A 19,536-nucleotide genomic window follows, 5' to 3' on the forward strand; every position below is an offset into this window, starting at 1 on the left:
ATGGCACAGCCCTACACCACCCGACTGGAACATTCTGAATTGACCCGGGATGAGCGCCTACAAGTAGTTAACTACTACGACGTACTCTCGCCAGAGGATGACCCAACGGCGCGCTATAAAAATAGCCCACCGCGAGTCTACGGGCCTGAGACGGGACTCACAAAAGAAGGTCACGGCAAGGGTATTCGAGTTCTCGTCCACCAGGATATAACTGTGGTCGAGTGTGAGCGACTACTACGCGAGCTACTTCGTAGTGTTGAAACTGCTGCTAGTATAGAAATTGAGGATGATGTGCCTTGGGGAGCCGCCTGAGGAGCTGGCTGCAGCTGAAATGGAGGGTTTGTGATGCAGCGTTATCGCCCTAGCCTCCAACAGCTTTTCATTTCCGGTGAACAGCCCATGCAGCAACTGGTGGTCTTTGACGAAGCCGAGCAAACACTGATCCAGATTCAGGGACAACCAGGATGATAATCACCCTGGCTTCCTCTTCCCGAATTGGATCAAGGTAGTTGATGGTTCGACCGAGGCCCAGCACTAGGAAAGTTAAATGCATGATTGCAAGGAGTAGCACATGCCAAACGATACGAAAAAGCTGACGCCGCGACAGGAAGTCTTCGTGATGGAATATTTGACTGATCTGAACGCCACACAGGCGGCGATCCGGGCCGGGTATAGCCCAAAGTACGCCGGAACCAATGCAGACAAGCTACGAAAGAATACTAATGTCGCCGCAGCCATTGCTGAAGCCAAGGCGGAGAGGTCAATCCGTACGCAGATCACCGCCGACTGGCTCCTACAGCATCTGGCCGATCAGGTCGTGGCAGACCTTGCCGATATTTATCATGCCGATACGGGCACCCTTAAGCCCATCCACGAGTGGCCGCTGATCTGGCGCCAGGGTCTTGTCCTAGGCGTTGATGTCCAGCGAATCGGCAACGGGGATGGCGCTTTTGGTGAGGTGATCAAGATAAGGCTAGCAGACAGAACCCGCCTCCAGGAGCTTGTCGGTCGTCACGTCGACGTCGAGGCCTGGAAGGACAACCACAAGGTGGAGGTTGTTGAAAGCGATTTGGTCGAGAAGCTTAATGCGGCCCTCAAGCGCGCTGGCGTCAAATCAGGGTGACAGCGCCGAGGAAATCGACGCTCATTGAGTAAGGGTGAATCGCGGGGACGCGACGGCTCATCCGTCGCTTTACTCGTAACCACGCCGACCAGCTCAGTGTCAAACATGAGGAGTCTGTACGCTGCACATCATATCGACTAAAAAATACCATTTTTAGGAATAATTATAATGAAAAGGACTTTTCTCATTGGGGCATTGATTAGCGTGATTGCTGGTTGCGCGTCCAACCCAGATAAAATTGATGCCGCTTATGTGTCACCTACCAAGTATAAGAATCACGACTGTGACCAGATAGCGACAGAAATGCAGCATGTTGAAAGGCGAACTAATGACCTATACCAGCGGCTGAAGTCAGAAAGGAAGGCAGATAACTGGCAGATGGGTATTGGCCTCGTTCTTTTCTGGCCATCATTGTTCTTTCTGGAAGGCGGTGATGGACCAGAGGCAGCTGAGTACGCTCAACTCCAGGGCGATCACGAGGCTCTTCGACTGAACTCGGTCGAAAAGAAATGCGGTATCTCATCTAGGTCGCCGGAAGAAATCATGAAAGATGCTGAATCCGGCACTTATCGTGCTGATGCTGGTGAGAATATCTACCAGCCTCAGCACACTAAGCAGGTCAAGGAGATAGCTGAAGCGATGACTTGCGAAGAATCGGCTTCATTGCTCGGAGTAGTTGACGACACCGAGACCTGGCTGCTGGGTTGTGGGGACGAGGGGTCTATGAAAGTGAAGTGTGTGGAAAACACCTGCTACGTCGTCCAGCCATAGAACTTGATTGTTGGTAAGGGCGGCCCATGAACCCTTCGCATCGAGGTGAGTAACATTTGAATTTTTTGAGGATTGGCGATGTTAAAGACGTTTGCTACGTTATTGCTGATGGTTTGCTTGGTGTCTTGCACCACTGTTGGGAATAAATTCGATCCGGCGAAGATAAACCAATTGCAGCCCCAAGTCTCAACTATCGAAGACGCAACAGCCTTACTTGGCCCACCAATGGCTCAATCTGCGCTTCCAGAAGGCGATATGCTCTATCAATGGCAGTATGCTCAAGGAACTTTGGTGGGCGGTTCGGGAGCACACGTTGCTATCGTGTTCGATGCCGAAGGTACTATGGTTAAAGTTCAGCATATATCTAGAACCGATATGTAGTTCGATGGTTCTGTATACGGGCCATACAACCCGTGTTCCACTGGGCGGCATTTGAAGTGGCTCCAGCGCCGCGTGAATTTCGCTCACGTTGCGCGCCTTCACGATAGCGAGTATAAACGCCGTTTCTAATTCAGTGCTCGCCGTTTCGGAGCCTGGCATCGACCACGGCCGATGTCGACAATCTCCGCAGGCCCGGCCGGCGCTATTTGATACCAGCCGCACGGGCTGACCAGCGTGATACCACCCGCATCGCTACTGATATACCTGGAGCCGTCTGCGTAGATTTCATACACCTGTGTCTCAGAGACCAATTGCAATACTGGAGTGGCAATACGATGCGGTTCACCAGACATGCGTTTCCTCGCTCATGCTCCCGAAAGATCGTCAATGTCCTTCGGCAAGTCTGACCTGGCGCCGCCCGAGATACACCTATAAGCACGCAGCAAATCCGTACAGGCGTGTGTCTGCGTATGGCCAAATCCGCGTACGGTGATACTGGAACAATGGGTCTTAGCCACCCACTCGATTCCGTTGAATATGATTGTCACTGAGAGCATGGGCTGAGTATAGACCGTGCGACATGGAGACCGCTCCATCAACCTTCGGGATGGCCGCTTTGTCCTAGCAGCGGACCTCGGTCAATTTCCCGCCAACTAGCGAACTGGAGCATATAGTCTACGCTTGTACTCATCGCTCTCATCAAGGGCCGTCATAGTTAACGGCCTGGGTGTGAGTTGTCGTACCTGAATGGCAAACCGATAACTTCTCCAAAACAAACGGGATTAATATCATGAGAGTATTACTAGCAATTGCTTTAACGCTGTTCACATCGCTGGCTGGCGCGCAGGTTCTGGAAGTTAATATCTGGAAACCTCAGATGGGCGGTGCGGCGGAAACCCTTGCGGCGGCCAAGGAGGCTCAGGCCATAATCACCAAAGCTGAAGGTAACGTGAGCATCGCCGTCGACCTTGACGGCACACTGCATTTCGTCACCTATCACGAGAACTGGGCGGAGTGGGCAGAACAGAACGCGAAGCTTGAGAAGAATGAGGCCTGGACCTCCTTTATTGCCAAGTGGAGTGCCGACCCTTCTGCGGAACTGATTGAGAACTACCTGCTTAATACGCCGGTTGCCGGTGGCGAAGGTGATGTTTATCAGGTATTCATCTGGGAGGCTGAGCTGGGACGAGGCCCCGACATGTTCCAAGCTGGTGTGCAGGCTAAGGCTCTGCACGAAAAGGACGGAGCTGCGGTTTCGATCAATTCCGATCAGATGAACCGAATGCACTACGTCATGAACTTCGCGAGCTGGGATGCCTGGGCCAAATTCCAAGACGCGGACCACCCGGAGTTCGAGGCCTTCATGCAAAAGCAGCAGCAGGATCCCACTGCACGGCTGATCAAGGTGTACACAGCCTCCAATCAGTAGAGTTTAAGGTCAGGTCGATGTTGGACAGGAGATCGAATGCAAGTTCCTCGTCGACCCGCTGAACAACATCGCCTGACCTATATCTACCCCGAGTCTCTTTAGTCTCTGAATGTGGTAAGTCGCCGGGCCGTTCAAATAGTAATTCACTATATGTCCGCGATGAGGTGGTAGCTGCCTCTCTACGGCAGGGCATCCACCGGCTGCTGTTGGCCGGAAGCCGATCCAGGCCCCACTCAATACGACCGGCCGCTATGAGGTGAAAGCAGGAATCCGGCAGATACCAATCCTGCTCACGTAAACTCATTAAGAATGTCGTACAGCTTCTGCCGACTGAACCCCAGTTCTTTCGCCACCGCCGCCTTCACTATTCCCTCGGAGACCATCTTTACCGCTCGCCGAGCCGGTGGGCCCAGAGCGATTGCGCGGAGTGGCAGCGTCCGGTTATCTTCGTTGAATTTTGGGTAAGTTTCGATAAGATGCTGATTGTAGGCTGGAGATGATTTTACCATTGGCTTCTATGTTCGAATTAACCGGAATGTGTTAGTCGGCCCGGTCTGGTTAATTCGCTGTTCGATTATCTATGACAATTTCTCTAGAACAGATTGCGGAATTTACATCACAGCTGGAGGGCTCGGTCCATCGGCTTGCTCGCCATTTCGAGCCGCCACGGTTTGTGGATGTTAACGGTTTCCCGCAATTTCGGCACGCCCATCGGAATGATCTGCTTCTGTCGTTCCTGAAATGTATTCGGGCTGTAAGCGCATTGAATGCCTCAGTTGTGCTATTGCGTAACGGATTCGTCCAAGAGGTAGGTGCTCAATGCCGATGCATCGATGAGTTTTGTGAGGACGTCTTTTTCCTCGCTACGCCGCTTGGTACAGATGGAAGTTACTCCGTTGAACAGAGTCGATTGGTGGAGGAATTTTTTCAAGAAGAGTTTCCGGGAAATCCCGGTCCTCTCATGCAGTCTCAACCCAGAGCCCGAGTACCTCGAGATAAAGTTCGGGCGGGGATCGCCCGGATTCAAGGAATGCCTATAAACCCATCTGATGCGAATCAGTTATACCGAGTTCTCGGTCGGACATTTTCCGGATATGTACATGGTGCCTACGTCCACATCATGGAGATGTACAGTGGGCCTACCCTTGACCGGTGTAGATTTTTTACTTCTGGAATGTCGGGAACTCCGCGTATACCTCAATTCACCGAATGTCTCGCGAATTACGCATATAAGGTAGCCGCGGCTGCCGAGATTGTCGCGCGGCGTTGCGAAGATAATGAAATAAAAACCGAACTGGAAGTTGAAAGGGTAAGGTTTGAGGAAACAACGGGTGTTGGGGCCGGAGACGCAGAAGATAATCTCAAGAAAGCAAAGAAACGTCAGTGAGTGGCGAATCTAACCAATGCAGGCACGGCGACGCCCATTACATTACGCCTTCGGCTCCATTCCATGGGCGCGCACGCTGCAAGCGTTAGAAGTATCAGGAGAAGTTGATGTCGAGAGATGCTGAAATTGTCTTGCGAATGGGACCGCCCTTGGGAATATGACCGCGCACAGCCGACATCTGACGGAAGATAATCCCAGTCACCCAAGCTCATCAAGGATGTCGTAAAGCTTCTGCCGGCTGAACCCCAACTGCTTGGCCACCGCAGCCTTCGGTATGCCCTCGGATACCATCTTCACAGCCCGCTCACGTTCAGCCTGGGAGATTGATGGCTTCCTACCCATCTTCACCCCTCGCGCCATTGCGGCCCGCCTGCCCTCATTGGTGCGCTCCAGGATGCGCTCCCGCTCGGCCTGGGCCACCGCGGCCAGGATGGTGGTGACCATCTTGCCCATGGAGCCCTCGGTGCTGATTCCGTCGTCCAAAAACTGGACGGTGATGCCGCGCTCATGAAGGTCTTCAATGATGCGAATCATGTCAGCGGTATTGCGACCGAGACGGTCGAGCTTGGTAATGACGATATGGTCGCCCTGGCGGGCCTTGGTCATCATCAGTTCAAGGCCCTGTCGCTTGTCGTTCTTGCCGCTGGCCTTATCGGTGAACAGGAAGTCCTTGTGATCCCTCACCCCGGCAGCCTTCAGCTTGTCGAGTTGCGTGGNAAGGCCCTGTCGCTTGTCGTTCTTGCCGCTGGCCTTATCGGTGAACAGGAAGTCCTTGTGATCCCTCACCCCGGCAGCCTTCAGCTTGTCGAGTTGCGTGGTGAGGTCCTGCTGATTGGTTGATACCCTGGCATATCCGAGCTTGACCATATTCCGGCTCCCATGTGTACACTAAATCGAATACTTGACAGTAATGTGTCAATAAATATAAATGGCTGATTTAATGTACAGAGTATTGGGCCGGTTTTGATGTGTCAACTAATTATTAATATAATATACATTCGAGCGTCTGAGCCCTTCGGGCTGAGCTTAGCTGGCAGTCACAGGCCGGGTAAGGCAGCGGTCAACAAATTGAAACGCTGGTAAGGATATTCTCGTTTGACAAGAGTTGCGCGGCACCTGAGAATGGTTTCCCCTTTAGCTTGGCGATAGTCTTAGGTGACTGTGTGAGCGTTCGTCGTGTTATTTTGAGATTCGACTTTGAAGTCTGTTACGAATTCCTAGACAGACCAGGATCTGTGGTGCGACATTTGGAATCATTGGGGAAAGACTATTGGAAGTCTGTTGGTCAGGACAGAAACAATGGTCGAATTTCTGGGAATCGTCATGATGAAGGGAATGGGAAATCTTGTGTCCTTATTTTTGAACCTACTACTTTAATCATGGATATTGAATACGTGTCAGGGGTGTCCGTCGCCAAGCTCCACTTGGAGGAAGACTTCGACAAGCTCACACGCCTAATGGAAGGGCTATTGACCGAGTTCAGTATTAAGAATGTCCGTAGGGTGGGCATGAGATGCTTCAGTTTTTTTGCTCCCGCCCCATATGAACAAGTCACTAGATCGTTTGCTTCGTTCATAGGATCTGGGTATAGCAAATTAATAGAGTCCACATTGGGCGAAATAAAAGATTTCGGGATCGCGCTGGACGGACAGAATGAGAGTCTTCAGTATCATCATAGAGCAGGGCCCGCTAGGCCCGAAGAGGCTACGCGGCAGTTACAACGACTTGGTAGTGAGCTGATGCAGAAGGAGGATTTTACCGCGGTGTGCGACATAGATGTGTATGAGACAGGAATAACTACCACTTACGCGCCGCCACGAAAGTGGGCTAGAGATGCTGCACAATTGATGCTTTCGTCTTTTCGTGCATTGGAAAGTAGCTTAAAAGAGGGGGATTGAGAAATGATGGCCTCACAAACAGACACCACCGCCTCGGCCTCGGACAGCGTGCGAGCTTTTCGTTCTGACTCAATTTACAAAACCGAGAGCAGCAACACCCTATCTAAGAAGATCAATTACAACGAGACCAACATGGGATCCACAACAGAATGCGTGGACGAATTTGAGACTATAAGGATTGTTGAAAACCCCAGCACCAGGAAAGGTATCATTCCAGTCGCGGCACAAGTCGGGATTCAGCCTCACGTAATGGGTTCCGTGATTGACGTTGATGATTGGTCGGTCAGGTGCGAGGTGGAGATGGAAGGTGGGCTTGAGCAGCTGCAGCTCCCTCGTAGTCTGTTTTTGGAGCATGTCGAATACGGATCTAGATTGAAAATTAGTGTTGATCAAAATGATGGCTTCAAGGCGCCAGTAATTGAAGTCGTTCGAGAGGAAGATTTGTGGTCTGAAACCGAAGAGTATCTGGAGGCATTGGCGTTGGTAAACGACCTCTGAATTAGAAATCTTCTGAATGTTAGACGTTTGGATTTTGAATGCCGGCAAAGGCGATTCGATAGTCCTTCGCTATTGCCCTCCTTCCCGTTCCCCCGTTTATGCCCTGATTGATTCAAATGTGCCTACGGGAAAATCTGAACCCCCAGCACTGCCCCACTTGAAAATGTTAGGCGCTGAAAAGCTAGCATTTGTTTTGTTGACACACCCTCATGCCGATCACTACATGGGACTGTATAGAGTCCTTTGTGAGTTTGAGGTAGAACAGTTCTATTCTTATCCGATAGGTCTAGAGAGTGCTGGAGGAAACCTCAAAAAGTTAGCTGAGAAATACCTGAGATATACAACGAATCCTAGCGAAACAGTAAGAGCCCAGAGCGTTGAATTTGTGCGTCTACTGCAAAAGGTTCATACCTCAGGAATCCTATGGGGGGAGTGCGCCGGGCCTAAGAACCGTCTTTATGTGGACGGAGCTAAGGGCCTTGAAATTGATGCCATCCTGCCATTTCGCAAGCAAAAGGGTGCCTATTTTGACGCGATTCGAAAAGGTACTGATAGTGTCGTCGCGAATCCTCATTGGAATAATCTCAGTGTCGCGCTTCAAATCACCTACGGTCACCACAAAATTATCTTGGGCGCCGACGGGACGTTCCAAAGCTGGTTTGACCACAGAAGGCAGCTTTTAAGAGTTGAGGAAAAATTAGAAGGAGGAGTGGTAAAGCTGCCACATCACGGCGCAAAGGCGGATTGTAACGACAGCGTGCTGGAGTACCTTTTCAGTGGAGACGCGGAGCAAGAAAGAATTGCCCTCATATCTGCAAACGGAAACCCACATCACCCAGATAAGGAAGTGCTGCTAAGCCTAAAGCAGCGAGGCATTAAGCCCTATTGTACAAACCTCTCAACCATGTGTGGTGGTCAAGTTGCACGAATGCGATCAATACCTAGTCTGCCTGTCGATTTACGTAGATTTGTGAATTTTTACGCAGATCCTTCTGTCGGCACGGATCAACCGTGCCAAGGTGCAATTCAGGTTACGTTTGCTAGTGGCTGCAGCCACGTGGACGTGTCGAGGGAGTACAGCCACCCTTGTGCATTGCGCGGCGACTATGATCACGTCATTGCTAGGAACTGAATCAAGGCTAAACGCAGGCTTGTGAGGTCCGCAGCAGCAAGTGCCAAGAACAAGGCATCATTGGTCGCGCGGTATGGGCCGGGGGTAAGCTTCAGTAATAGTCGCAGGGATAGTATATGGGAGTGGAGATAACAAGTGTTTACGAAGGGCTGGGCGCAGCCAGGCTGACGTCGAGAGCCATGCGGTCTGCAAGGGAGTGCCATCTGTTGGGGTGGTTAACGCCCAAGAGGCGCATTTTGTCCTGCAATGGATTGAGGATCATTGATCTGTGGCCCGAACCTAGCCTGCTGACGCTCTACGTCACACTGGACAAGATCTTCGAGGAAGGATCCCTCTCTGCAGCCGAAGAAGCAGATCTGCTGGAACTGCTGATAGAGATCACTGGGGTGACGATCCGAGTCAACTTCTAGGCTGTGACAGATCAAGGCGCCGAGTTACGCTCCGGCGAAAGAGGCTTCAATACGCCCACTACCCTGCCCCTGTTCGAGCCAGAGGGCGCCATCGAATTCGCCGATCACCACTTCGTAGTCCCTGGCCCTTTGGTCGCTTGGGATGCTGACAAAGTGCGTGAGTTTGTTGACGCCAGCGTAGCTGTGTTCTCTGCGAGACGGCTGGGAAATCTAGTAAGAGCTGAGATATGAAGGGGAGTAGGAGCAGTAGCAGCCGTCTGGTCTTTATGTGTACTTTGCACCTGCAAAAACGACTCTCCCATGGCAGAGACTTGGTATCATCTAACGCGATTAGCTCCGGTTATGTTGTGGCTGGCTAAAAAATGACCAATATGGCGAATATGGATGTTTCAGAAAACCTTCAAGAACATTGACGATGTCCTCTGGAAAGAGGCCGGCTGCACCACCGAACTGGATTACACCGAGCAGACGTCATGGATGCTATTCCTCAAATACCTCGATGACCTGGAGCAAGAGCGGGCCATGGAAGCCGAGCTTGTCGGAAAGCCCTATGAGTATCTGCTCGATGAGGATCATCGGTGGGCTAAGTGGGCGGCCCCCAAGAATGCCGATGGTTCATTCGATCACGACAACGCCCTGACCGGCGACGACCTGATCCTCTATGTCAATCAGGAGCTATTTCCCTACCTCCAGGGCTTCAAGCAGCGGGCCACATCGCCGGAAACCATCGAGTACAAGGTCGGAGAAATCTTCGGCGAAATCAAGAATCGGTTTCAGAGCGGCTATTCCCTTCGTGATGCCCTGGAACTGATGGATCAACTGCGCTTTCGATCCCAAAAGGAAAAGCACGAACTGAGTCATCTGTACGAAGCCAAGATCAAGAACATGGGCAATGCCGGGCGCAATGGTGGTGAGTACTACACGCCCCGGCCGCTGATCCGGGCGATGATCCGGGTTGTGGACCCAAATATAGGGGAACGTATCTACGACGGTGCCTGTGGTTCCGCGGGCTTCCTCTGCGAGGCCCACGACTATATGCGGGCCAATGACCTGACGACCGAGCAACTGGACATCCTCCAGACCCGCACCTTCTACGGCAAGGAAAAGAAGTCACTCGCCTACATCATTGGCATCATGAACATGATTCTTCATGGCATTGACGCGCCGCATATCATCCATGCCAACACCCTGGCCGAGAACCTTGCTGATATTCAGGACAAGGATCGGTTCGACGTGATCCTGGCCAATCCCCCCTTCGGAGGCAAGGAGCGGAAAGAGATTCAGCAAAATTTCCCCATCAAGACCGGCGAGACAGCGTTCCTGTTCCTGCAACACTTCATCAAGAGCCTCAAAGCCGGCGGCAGGGGCGCGATTGTGATCAAGAACACCTTCCTGTCCAATTCCGATAATGCCTCCAAAGCCCTGAGACAGGAACTGCTGGAAAGCTGCAACCTGCATACAATACTGGACTGCCCCGGCGGTACCTTCATCGGGGCTGGGGTGAAGACCGTGGTCCTGTTCTTTGAGAAAGGCTCATCGACTCAAAGGGTCTGGTACTACCAGCTTGATCCCGGCCGCAACATGGGCAAGACGAACCCGCTCAACGATACGGACCTGGCCGAATTCATCGAACTCCAGAAAACCTTCGCTGATTCACCTAAAAGCTGGAGCGCAGACGTCGATGCCATTGATCAGAAGACCTTTGACCTTTCGGTGAAGAACCCCGATTGTGGCGAGGAAATCACGCACCGCAGCCCGCGGGAAATCATGGAAGAAATTGCCGCGCTGGATGCCGAGAGCGCGGAAGTACTGAGCAAAATCAAGGCGCTGCTATGAAGCGAGGGTGGCCAGTAGCAAGGCTTGGTGACTTGACCGATTTGGTGACGAAGGGAACAACACCAACATCACTCGGACACGCGTTTGTCGAAGAAGGCATCAACTTCGTAAAAGTTGAATCAATCAATACGGCCGGTCAGTTCATCAAAGAAAAGTTTGCACATATTACCCCAGCTTGCCATTCGGTTTTGGCGCGCTCTCAACTTCAATCTGGTGATATTCTATTTTCCATCGCTGGCGCTCTCGGACGAACGGGGTTCGTGACAGACGACATTCTTCCTGCAAACACAAATCAAGCTCTGGCAATAATCCGTTTGAAGCGTGACGTTGGCTTGTCGCCGAAGTTCGTATTGAAGGCACTGGAAACGGGCGTCGTATTAGCACAAATCGAAAGCTTCAAAGGCGGTGTAGCTCAGCAGAATCTCTCTTTGGCACAGGTTCGAGATTTTCAGATCGCATTGCCCCCACTCCCCGAACAGCATCGAATCGTCGTCCTGCTGGACGAAGCCTTTGAGGGCATCGCCACCGCCAAAGCCAACGCCAAAAAGAACCTCCAAAACGCCCGCGCACTGTTTGAGAGCCACTTGCACTCCGTTTTCAGCCAGCGCGGTGAGGGGTGGCTGGAGACGACCCTTGGTGAAGTCTGCACGATCACTTCAACGCTCGTTGACCCCCGGAAAACTGAGCTCCTTGGTTTGACACACGTCGGGGCGGGGAACATCGAATCAAAAACTGGCGGCTTCATTGACCTCAAGACGGCAGGAGAAGAAGGACTGATTTCCGGCAAGTTCCTGTTCGACCAATCTATGGTGCTCTACAGCAAGATTCGTCCCTACCTGATGAAAGTTGCTCGTCCCGACTTCGTGGGGCTCTGCAGCGCCGATATGTATCCGCTCGCCCCAACCCCGAACGTGGTCACTCGCAATTACCTCTTTCACTTGTTGTTGAGCAAGGAGTTCACGGATTACGCAATCCAAGGTTCGGCTCGAGCGGGAATGCCGAAGGTCAATCGCGAGCACCTATTCGCGTTTCGCGTCTGGCTCCCCGACGTGAAAAAGCAAGAACAACTTGCCGCTAACCTCGACAGCCTCCGCCAAGAAACCCAACGCCTCGCCGCCATTTACTCCCACAAGCTCGCCGCGCTACAGGCATTGAAGAAGTCACTTCTTCACCAAGCCTTCACCGGAGAACTATAATGAAGAGGAACAATTATTGCTTCGACATCAAGCCGGTAGATGGAATTGAAGGACTATGTGAACGAATGACAGGAAAGGCCTTGCGGTCTCCATATCGTTCCACGGTGCCGTTATTGAGCCTGGTTGAGCACAGCCAGCCTGATTGGCGTTCGCTTTTGACATCCATGGGCGCACCGACTGACAGCACGGTTTACTTTGAGTACTGCGTCGCCTCACCAAAGCCAGGTGGCAATCCGTCCCAGACCGACGCCCTGCTAATATCTGACTCGAGGGTTTGGGCCATTGAAGCCAAATGGAGAGAGCCTCGGTATGACACTGTGACAAAGCGAATCCGAAATCCGGAGTCAGACGGCGCTGATCCCCGAACCACAGTGAGCGGGTGGTTACAATATTTTCGGCCTTTTGCAAAACAGGATCTTTGTCTTGATGATTTTATGGACGTGGTGTACCAGGTATTGCATCGAGCCGCATCTGCCTGTGCGGTTGCGACTGCCCGTCACGTCCTGCCTGAACTGGTATATCTCCACTTCCATCCGTCCAGCTTGCGTAATTCTGCCACGACGGACCAATACATTTCTGACCTGCGGCACCTACATAAATTATTGGGCAATCCCGCAGGATTGAAATTCAGTGTGGTGGAGATGCCTCTCGAACCTACAGCGGCGTTTGAGGCTATCCAGGGCCTGGACAAGACGGCCAGTGAATCCGCGGAAAAGGTAAAGGCGGCCCTGTGCCGCGAGCCGTTATTCACTTTTGGAAAGCCAGTGATTACGGCAATATGAAATCTGAAGGTGAATTCGTTGACGATATGACTGGCCTTACATGAACGAAGCCGAAACCCGAGCCGACCTAATCGACCCTGCCATAAAAATGGCTGGTTGGGGCGTGGTTGAGGCCAGCCGAGTGCGCCGGGAGGCTATCACCCTTGGCCGCCTGCAGGGTGCGGGCTCCAGGGCAAAGCAGGACATTGCTGACTATGTCCTTGAATACAAGAACCAAAAACTGGCCGTTATAGAAGCCAAGCGGGCCGATGCCGCAGTCACCGAGGGTCTAGCCCAGGCAAAGCGATATGCGGAGAAGCTTCAATCCCGTTTCGCCTACTCAACCAATGGGGTGGGCATCTACTGCGTGGACATGCACACCGGTGCCGAGGGCCCTGTCGACGGTTACCCCTCTCCCCAGGAGCTGTGGGAGGCCACCTACGCCGAGCAGCAAGCCACAGAGCGGTACTGGCGCGACCGTATTTCCTCCGTCCCGTTTGAGGACAGTGGCGGTCAGTGGCAGCCCCGCTACTACCAGCACAATGCGATCAACAAGGCTCTGGATGCGATCACCGAGGGCCGGGATCGAATCCTGCTGACCCTTGCCACCGGCACCGGCAAGACCGCCATTGCCTTCCAGATCGCCTGGAAGCTTTACCAAAGCCGCTGGAATATCGCTGATTGGCGCAAGGGCATTCCTGAGGGGGAACCCGGCAAAAGGCCCCGCATACTCTTTTTGGCGGACAGGAACATCCTAGCAGACCAGGCCTACAACGCCTTCGGAGCGTTCCAGGAAGACGCTCTGGTCCGCATTGAACCCGATGTGATCCGCAAGAAGGGCCGGGTTCCCAAGAATGGCAGCGTTTTCTTCACCATCTTCCAGACCTTTATGGCCGGCAGGGATGAACAGGGCAATCCCAAGCCAAGTTTCGGCGACTACCCACCCGACTTCTTTGATTTCATCGTCATTGATGAGTGCCACCGGGGCGGCGCCCATGACGAGGGCACCTGGCGAGGCATCCTTGAGTATTTTGCACCTGCCGTCCAACTCGGGCTGACAGCAACGCCTAAACGTGACGCCAATGCCGACACCTATGCCTACTTCGGTGAGCCGGTTTACATCTACTCATTGAAGGAGGGCATCAACGACGGCTTCTTGACCCCGTTCAAGGTCAAGCAGATTGCGACGACCCTGGATGATTATATCTATACCCCCGACGACGACGTGATCGCGGGCGAGGTTGAGACCGGTAAGCGGTACACGGAATCCGACTTCAATCGCATCATTGAGATCAAGGCCCGGGAGCAGAGGCGGGTCAAGATATTTATGGGCGATATGGATCAACGTCAAAAGACCCTGGTGTTCTGTGCCAACCAGGCCCATGCCCTCACGGTGCGCGACCTGATCAACCAGAACAAGACCAGCACCCACCCGGATTACTGCGTTCGGGTCACTGCCAACGATGGTAAAGAAGGAGAACGGCAGCTTCGCGTTTTTCAGGACAATGAGAAGACCATCCCGACCATCCTCACCACTTCCCAGAAGCTGTCAACGGGGGTCGATGCCCGCAACGTCCGCAATATCATCCTGATGCGTCCTGTGAACTCCATGATTGAGTTTAAGCAGATCATTGGCAGGGGAACTCGGCTATACGATGGCAAGGACTATTTCACGGTATATGACTTCGTCAGGGCCTACGAGCATTTCAGCGATCCGGAGTGGGACGGTGAGCCGATAGAGCCAGAACCAAGCACCCCGAGGCCCCCGAGGCCAGACACCGAGCCACCCCTCGGCGAGCCACCAATTATCGTTGATCCGCCTCCACGAGTTCAGAAGGTCGTAATCAAACTCGCTGACGGCAAGGAACGTCTTATCCAGCACATGGTGGCCACGACGTTCTGGAGTCCTGATGGCACCCCAATGTCGGCGGCACAGTTCGTAGAGCGGCTATACGGTGAACTGCCCACGTTCTTCAATGACGAAGATCAACTACGCGAAATTTGGAGCAAGCCCGATACTAGGGAGGCTCTGCTACAGGAACTGTCCGAAAGAGGTTTCGGCAAAGAGCAGCTGGCGGAAATCACTCACATCATTGCCGCCGAGGACAGCGACATATACGACGTCCTCGCCTACATTGCGTTCGCCACCAGCACCCTGACCAGAGACGAACGGGCTCGACGCCAGAAGCCGATCATCAACAGCCAGTACAACGACAAGCAGCGAGAGTTCATTGACTTCGTGCTGGCTCAGTACGTCGGTGAGGGCGTTGGCGAGTTAGCCATTAGCAAGCTGCCTGATCTGATAGAACTAAAATACCATGGCATCCAGGACGCTGTTGAGGTGCTGGGCAGTGTCCAGAATATTAGGGAAGTATTCATCGGGTTCCAGGAGCGGCTATATTTACCTACTACTGACGTCGATAACTAGACTGCACGTACAGCCTGCTCGAGCACTAAAGGACCACGAGACTCAGTCTTTAGCTATACTCGGGGGGGGGCGAGATTGAGCGGCAGTTCGCGTTGTTGATTTTGTAGTTGCTGGCAAAGTGGATACCTTGCTGAGGCAGCAGTGGGCTTATCGGAAAAGTAGTTCCAGAAGCGGGAGTCATGGAGATAATGGGCCGTCTAGGGTAAGAAAGTCAGCCGGTCCGGCCAGCAGAAATTGTATAGGTGATGTATAAGTACATTGCTTTAAAAAATTCGGATGCAATGGCAGGAAGCAGGGGGAGTAATGAAAACATTTGGGGCAATTCTTGTAGTCATTGGAATACTTTGGGCATTGATGGCCCTTGCGATGGATACCACAGTGCGATCAGGGGGTACCAGAGTTCACAATGTGGGTTTGGTTGAGGAGCGGCGCACGCATTTGACACTTGCCGGCGTCGCTACGTTAGCGGGCGTAATACTGTTTGGGTTTGGTGCCAGTGCTAGAACAAACGTTACTGAGGTAACCCGAATTTGTCCGAAATGTGCTGAGAGTATTCTTGCTGCTGCGACGAAGTGTCGCTACTGCGGGTCAGATGTTGAACCGGTGTTAGATTCTGACCCGGATAATGCACCCCCGGACGATACGGAGCTTGAGCGGCTTTTGGACATCATTGAAAACGGTTATGCGCCTGTGGAGATATATAGGGACGCAATTAGGGCTGCAGGTGGAAAGCTTAAGGTGGAGGGTTCATTTCTTAAAGCGCGCTATATCGTGTGCCTCAAAGGTGCCGAGCACCGCATCGAAAAATTGGCGGAGTTGCGGCCTTGGTATTTGGAGAATTTGCGTCCGCTGGTCGCCAAGCAGCCAGGGATCGACGATGAACCTGGCCGCAAAACTGAGCCTGTAGATAATCCTGTGTAACCGCCCGGATTAAACATATTCCGTCAACGGCCTTTGAAATCGATCATCAACCGATTCAAGGCCGCCCGCCAAACTACCCGCGAAAATCCCAGCATGAGGTCCAGTGCCTTTGCCAGATACAGCCCTATCGCTCAATTTTGTTGTATAGTCTCCGCAAAACAATTCTGAGGCACGAATGGCAATTCCCGACTACCAGACTCTTATGCTGCCGCTTTTGAAGCTGGCCGCCGATGGCCACGAACACAAGAAACAAGACGCGGTGACGGCATTATCTGACCAGTTCCAGCTAACCGAGGAAGAGCGGTCGGAAATGCTCCCTAGTGGCGGCAGCGCCGTTATGAGTAACCGGATCGGGTGGGCAAGTACCTATCTGAAAAAGGCGGGGGTGCTTGCGAGCCCCAAACGCGGCTACCTCAAGATTACGCCCGTCGGTCTCGATCTGCTCGCGGAGAATCCGGTGTCAATTAGCAGTGCGTCCCTAGAAAGGTACGAGTCTTTCCGGGAGTTCAGGGCGTTGAAGAAAACAAAGCCAGAGGATCCAAGTAGCCTCTGGAATTTGACACAAATTACACCCCCGAGGACGCCCTCAGTTCCGCATACAAGCAATTGCGGGCGAGCATCGAGGACGAAGTGCTTTCGACAATTAAATCGAACTCTCCGGGTTTCTTTGAGCGAGCCGTCGTCGATTTGTTGGTAAGGATGGGCTATGGCGGCAACCGGCAAGATGCGGCCCGGGCGATGGGCAAGTCAGGGGACGAGGGCATAGATGGGATGATTAACGAGGATAAGCTCGGTCTCGACGTCATCTATATTCAGGCCAAGCGGTGGGAGGGCACTGTTGGCCGTCCGGAAATCCAGAAATTCGCGGGAGCACTTCAGGGTAAAAGGTCCAAAAAGGGTATATTTATAACCACATCCTCGTTTACCAAAGAAGCTATCGACTATGTGACCATGATCGAGTCGAAAATTATTTTGATCGACGGCGACCGAATGGCAAAGTTAATGGTCGACCATGACGTCGGGGTCGCAACTGCTGGAAGTTACGAGATTAAGCGGATCGACTCGGACTACTTCGACGAATAGGTAGGGTCTGGATACCTAAGAAAATCAACTATACCTCAAGGATGCGCATTGGAACCGTTATCTACCGCGACAGCATTCGCGACGATCATAGGGCTGGTTGGTCAGTTTAAGTCTGGACGGCAGTCGGTTAGTGACGATGAATACAAAGAGTTCTCGCAGTGGCTTGTTCAAAACAACCACTCAGAGACAAAACACCTCATTGAGCAAAGCTTGGTCGGCGTTACTGGAATCAAGTCGATACTTAACCAGGATCGTGAGATTCTCAGAAGCAGGCTGTCGCAGATCGACGAACTGCTTGCGAGCGTTGCAAGTCGAATGGAGGGTTTTGGCGAAGTGGCGGGTGTGATTCACCCAAACTCTGTTGTTTCTACGCAGGCAGGCTCAATCTTGAAGCAGATTCTTGACTCTGGCTCAAACAACATGATCGAACTGAACGTGTACGGTGGTCCGGAATTCGCTTTGAATAGTGGCTCGATCGCGTATGACGATCCACAGTTTATCGAGGATGATTTGCTGACGCTGGTCGATATGCGGTTACTCCGGCTCGACTACAACAGCAAGGGAGGTAGAGTTTTCTATATAACCCGTGCCGCTCGAATATTTGTCGAAGCCTCAGGGCCGTAGTTGGATTTTCCCCTCTAGCGCAGCATATCTGAACATATCTGACGGGGTCCTCAGCACCATCAGAGCCGCGCGCCCCTCACGCCCGACCATCCTGGCAAAGGTCGGCGTTGCTGAGCCGCCGCGGTGCGGTACTGATGACTCAGCCAGCGTCGAGCTGCCGCACCGATGTGCGGTTTTGCCAGTAGTCCGTTGCGAGCTTTTGGCTAAACCGGACGCGAGAAAAAACCTAACCGAAGCGACAAACCGGCTTCCCAAATCTCGTTGTGAAGTATTTGGTCTACTGGCGCCAGCAGCTTGATTTTTATCAGATAATCAATGAACTGGTGGGGGTGCGGGCTACCGGCGTCACCAGATTGATGCCCTCGAGCAGCGGCTTCAAGATCCTGGTACCTGGCAACACCACCGCTAGACTGCAGACACTTCTGGACTTTCTCAAATGTAATTTGATTGTGAGGTTTTAGCGGCTTGCTAGGTTGGCGCGCCAGCCTGAAGCGAAGGTTCAGACTTTGGTTGTGTTCAGACATGACCTGCTCCGGCTGGATGGCTGAATTATATTCAAGCACCCGCTGACCACCAGCGATGCCACATCGGCTAAGCTACGGTGCCCTGGCTCTTAGGGACAAGGACCACCTCCCCGCCACTAGACCAGCTATCAGCCACCACCAAGCCGGCCTCGAAACCGATCAGGATGCCCTTTAGCATGTCCGCTCCGACCAGCCAATAGACTGAGCGAAGGTAATTGCGCTTTGTATTGGCAACCCGCTCTGCGGCTTTTCTGCGTATCCTGGCTGGCTCGTCTTTGTCGAGCGACCTCATTACCCAAGTCTAGCCTGCAGGCCAGCGAGTGGCCACTGAGGGAGCTCAGGTATCCCCCGCCTCTCCCACCCAGGCAAGGAGGTCCGCTACAGAACGTCTTCACTGCACGATCAAGACCAAGGCATATCTTGCCAACGATACTTCCACAATGCTCTGGAGACGTACTCCTTCGCGCCCTAGCGGACTCTGGTGGGGCAAGTGATTACGTGGACTGGGTGTAGCGGCGTGCTGGCAGGCCGCCGACATGCGGCAGGGCTAATCTCTGCTTGGATTGAACTTCGCTCTCAGAACGCAGAAAGAGGTGCGACTTTTCTGGGTGCTTCTGCTTCATGCCCAGCCCGAACCTTTACATTTACGGCACCACCCCGCTGCTCCGCCATCGCCAGAACAAACCGGACAGGTTCCTTTGCCTATTGAGTATCTTCCATCATCTTCGCGTGCTGAAAGGCTCGGGCCACTAGCGGCGGGGTAATTTCGATTGCCAGAGTAGGCTTTAAATGGTGTCTTACTGACGACTGGAGCGATGCGTTTTTCTAAAAAGGTCAACAAATCGCCCGGGATTTTTTACCCGACTCACTTCCTTGCCCATATATATATAGGTAAATTATCCCGTCATACCAAGACGTCTGAAACTGTATTCTGAAATTGTGTTGCCTCCTACCTTCTTCAAATTGTATTGAGAGAGAGTCGGAATCTGAGCTTACTGCGACACCCAGTGCTGATGCAGTCTCCCTGATTCCGATATGTAGATTTTGCACTAGCAACGAGATTTCACTAGTATCATAAACCATTAATTACGAAACATAATGTCGAGACATTTTGAGATCTGCATCTTGCCGAGA

The 19,536-nt window shown here is 52.6% G+C and carries 20 protein-coding genes; 18 read left to right on the forward strand and 2 right to left on the reverse strand.

What is annotated here, in order from left to right; genetic code table 11:
- From Q6D67_RS18610 to Q6D67_RS18635, 6 genes are all read left to right on the forward strand, one after another.
- Nucleotides 1–312, forward strand: a complete 312-nt coding sequence (locus tag Q6D67_RS18610; protein WP_304707172.1) for a hypothetical protein — start codon at nt 1–3, stop codon at nt 310–312.
- 33 nt (nt 313–345) lie between these two features.
- The gene (locus Q6D67_RS18615) at nt 346–468 is read left to right on the forward strand and encodes a hypothetical protein (RefSeq protein WP_304707173.1); all 123 of its coding nucleotides are present in this window, start codon (nt 346–348) and stop codon (nt 466–468) included.
- A 103-nt stretch (nt 469–571) separates the two neighbouring features.
- Nucleotides 572–1,123: a terminase small subunit gene (locus Q6D67_RS18620; RefSeq protein ID WP_304707174.1), complete on the forward strand. Its 552-nt coding sequence runs from the start codon at nt 572–574 to the stop codon at nt 1,121–1,123.
- A gap of 168 nt (nt 1,124–1,291) precedes the next feature.
- Complete coding sequence (locus Q6D67_RS18625; RefSeq protein WP_304707175.1) at nt 1,292–1,894, forward strand: hypothetical protein; 603 nt, start codon at nt 1,292–1,294, stop codon at nt 1,892–1,894.
- 78 nt (nt 1,895–1,972) lie between these two features.
- Nucleotides 1,973–2,275, forward strand: a complete 303-nt coding sequence (locus Q6D67_RS18630; RefSeq protein ID WP_304707176.1) for a hypothetical protein — start codon at nt 1,973–1,975, stop codon at nt 2,273–2,275.
- A gap of 790 nt (nt 2,276–3,065) precedes the next feature.
- The gene (locus tag Q6D67_RS18635; protein WP_304707177.1) at nt 3,066–3,704 is read left to right on the forward strand and encodes a hypothetical protein; all 639 of its coding nucleotides are present in this window, start codon (nt 3,066–3,068) and stop codon (nt 3,702–3,704) included.
- 1,585 nt (nt 3,705–5,289) lie between these two features.
- Here the strand turns inward: Q6D67_RS18635 and Q6D67_RS18640 are convergent.
- Nucleotides 5,290–5,958: a recombinase family protein gene (locus Q6D67_RS18640; RefSeq protein WP_304707178.1), complete on the reverse strand. Its 669-nt coding sequence runs from the start codon at nt 5,956–5,958 to the stop codon at nt 5,290–5,292.
- Between the two features lie 371 nt (nt 5,959–6,329).
- On the opposite strand from Q6D67_RS18640, the gene Q6D67_RS18645 reads away from it, so the two are divergent.
- The 12 genes from Q6D67_RS18645 (at nt 6,330) to Q6D67_RS18695 (ending at nt 17,878) form a co-directional block, all read left to right on the forward strand.
- Nucleotides 6,330–6,989: a hypothetical protein gene (locus Q6D67_RS18645; RefSeq protein WP_304707179.1), complete on the forward strand. Its 660-nt coding sequence runs from the start codon at nt 6,330–6,332 to the stop codon at nt 6,987–6,989.
- A 3-nt stretch (nt 6,990–6,992) separates the two neighbouring features.
- The gene (locus Q6D67_RS18650) at nt 6,993–7,487 is read left to right on the forward strand and encodes a hypothetical protein (protein WP_304707180.1); all 495 of its coding nucleotides are present in this window, start codon (nt 6,993–6,995) and stop codon (nt 7,485–7,487) included.
- A 16-nt stretch (nt 7,488–7,503) separates the two neighbouring features.
- Entirely contained in the window at nt 7,504–8,619 is a 1,116-nt protein-coding gene (locus Q6D67_RS18655) for a ComEC/Rec2 family competence protein (RefSeq protein WP_304707181.1), read from the forward strand.
- Between the two features lie 236 nt (nt 8,620–8,855).
- A complete protein-coding gene (locus Q6D67_RS18660; RefSeq protein WP_304707182.1) occupies nt 8,856–9,029 on the forward strand; it encodes a hypothetical protein in 174 nt (57 codons plus the stop codon).
- 384 nt (nt 9,030–9,413) lie between these two features.
- Nucleotides 9,414–10,865 carry an N-6 DNA methylase gene (locus Q6D67_RS18665; protein WP_304707183.1) on the forward strand — a complete coding sequence of 484 codons (1,452 nt, stop codon included), beginning with the start codon at nt 9,414–9,416 and terminating at the stop codon, nt 10,863–10,865.
- On the forward strand, nt 10,862–12,061 hold the full coding sequence (locus tag Q6D67_RS18670; RefSeq protein WP_304707184.1) for a restriction endonuclease subunit S: 1,200 nt from the start codon (nt 10,862–10,864) through the stop codon (nt 12,059–12,061). Before Q6D67_RS18665 ends, Q6D67_RS18670 begins: the two co-directional genes overlap by 4 nt.
- Nucleotides 12,061–12,843 (forward strand): hypothetical protein, encoded by a 783-nt coding sequence (locus tag Q6D67_RS18675; protein ID WP_304707185.1) that lies wholly within the window; start codon nt 12,061–12,063, stop codon nt 12,841–12,843. The genes Q6D67_RS18670 and Q6D67_RS18675 overlap by 1 nt, the downstream gene beginning before the upstream one ends.
- Nucleotides 12,844–12,883: 40 nt before the next feature.
- Nucleotides 12,884–15,250 (forward strand): EcoAI/FtnUII family type I restriction enzme subunit R, encoded by a 2,367-nt coding sequence (hsdR, locus tag Q6D67_RS18680; protein ID WP_304707186.1) that lies wholly within the window; start codon nt 12,884–12,886, stop codon nt 15,248–15,250.
- 303 nt (nt 15,251–15,553) lie between these two features.
- Nucleotides 15,554–16,171: a hypothetical protein gene (locus tag Q6D67_RS18685; RefSeq protein ID WP_304707187.1), complete on the forward strand. Its 618-nt coding sequence runs from the start codon at nt 15,554–15,556 to the stop codon at nt 16,169–16,171.
- Nucleotides 16,172–16,373: 202 nt separating this feature from the next.
- Nucleotides 16,374–16,868 carry a winged helix-turn-helix domain-containing protein gene (locus tag Q6D67_RS21900; protein ID WP_370551993.1) on the forward strand — a complete coding sequence of 165 codons (495 nt, stop codon included), beginning with the start codon at nt 16,374–16,376 and terminating at the stop codon, nt 16,866–16,868.
- Complete coding sequence (locus Q6D67_RS18690; protein WP_304707188.1) at nt 16,778–17,254, forward strand: restriction endonuclease; 477 nt, start codon at nt 16,778–16,780, stop codon at nt 17,252–17,254. Before Q6D67_RS21900 ends, Q6D67_RS18690 begins: the two co-directional genes overlap by 91 nt.
- 48 nt (nt 17,255–17,302) lie before the next feature.
- Nucleotides 17,303–17,878, forward strand: coding sequence for a hypothetical protein (locus Q6D67_RS18695; RefSeq protein ID WP_304707189.1), 576 nt, complete (start codon nt 17,303–17,305; stop codon nt 17,876–17,878).
- Between the two features lie 203 nt (nt 17,879–18,081).
- Here the strand turns inward: Q6D67_RS18695 and Q6D67_RS18700 are convergent, their stop codons facing one another.
- Complete coding sequence (locus tag Q6D67_RS18700; RefSeq protein WP_304707190.1) at nt 18,082–18,402, reverse strand: hypothetical protein; 321 nt, start codon at nt 18,400–18,402, stop codon at nt 18,082–18,084.
- Nucleotides 18,403–19,536: the final 1,134 nt, after the last annotated feature.

Origin of the sequence: Haliea sp. E1-2-M8 (assembly GCF_030649675.1) — a bacterium.
In the GTDB taxonomy this organism is placed as follows: Bacteria; Pseudomonadota; Gammaproteobacteria; order Pseudomonadales; family Halieaceae; genus Haliea.

Excerpts from the sequence above, each read along its gene's own strand:
- Q6D67_RS18610 (WP_304707172.1), top strand. The coding sequence starts at position 1 with ATGGCACAGCCCTACACCACCCGACTGGAACATTCTGAATTGACCCGG.
- Q6D67_RS18615 (WP_304707173.1), top strand. The coding sequence starts at position 346 with ATGCAGCGTTATCGCCCTAGCCTCCAACAGCTTTTCATTTCCGGTGAA.
- Q6D67_RS18620 (WP_304707174.1), top strand. The coding sequence starts at position 572 with ATGCCAAACGATACGAAAAAGCTGACGCCGCGACAGGAAGTCTTCGTG.
- Q6D67_RS18625 (WP_304707175.1), top strand. The coding sequence starts at position 1,292 with ATGAAAAGGACTTTTCTCATTGGGGCATTGATTAGCGTGATTGCTGGT.
- Q6D67_RS18630 (WP_304707176.1), top strand. The coding sequence starts at position 1,973 with ATGTTAAAGACGTTTGCTACGTTATTGCTGATGGTTTGCTTGGTGTCT.
- Q6D67_RS18635 (WP_304707177.1), top strand. The coding sequence starts at position 3,066 with ATGAGAGTATTACTAGCAATTGCTTTAACGCTGTTCACATCGCTGGCT.
- Q6D67_RS18650 (WP_304707180.1), top strand. The coding sequence starts at position 6,993 with ATGATGGCCTCACAAACAGACACCACCGCCTCGGCCTCGGACAGCGTG.
- Q6D67_RS18655 (WP_304707181.1), top strand. The coding sequence starts at position 7,504 with ATGTTAGACGTTTGGATTTTGAATGCCGGCAAAGGCGATTCGATAGTC.
- Q6D67_RS18665 (WP_304707183.1), top strand. The coding sequence starts at position 9,414 with ATGTTTCAGAAAACCTTCAAGAACATTGACGATGTCCTCTGGAAAGAG.
- Q6D67_RS18670 (WP_304707184.1), top strand. The coding sequence starts at position 10,862 with ATGAAGCGAGGGTGGCCAGTAGCAAGGCTTGGTGACTTGACCGATTTG.
- Q6D67_RS18675 (WP_304707185.1), top strand. The coding sequence starts at position 12,061 with ATGAAGAGGAACAATTATTGCTTCGACATCAAGCCGGTAGATGGAATT.
- hsdR (WP_304707186.1), top strand. The coding sequence starts at position 12,884 with ATGAACGAAGCCGAAACCCGAGCCGACCTAATCGACCCTGCCATAAAA.
- Q6D67_RS18685 (WP_304707187.1), top strand. The coding sequence starts at position 15,554 with ATGAAAACATTTGGGGCAATTCTTGTAGTCATTGGAATACTTTGGGCA.
- Q6D67_RS21900 (WP_370551993.1), top strand. The coding sequence starts at position 16,374 with ATGCTGCCGCTTTTGAAGCTGGCCGCCGATGGCCACGAACACAAGAAA.
- Q6D67_RS18700 (WP_304707190.1), bottom strand. The coding sequence starts at position 18,402 with ATGTCTGAACACAACCAAAGTCTGAACCTTCGCTTCAGGCTGGCGCGC.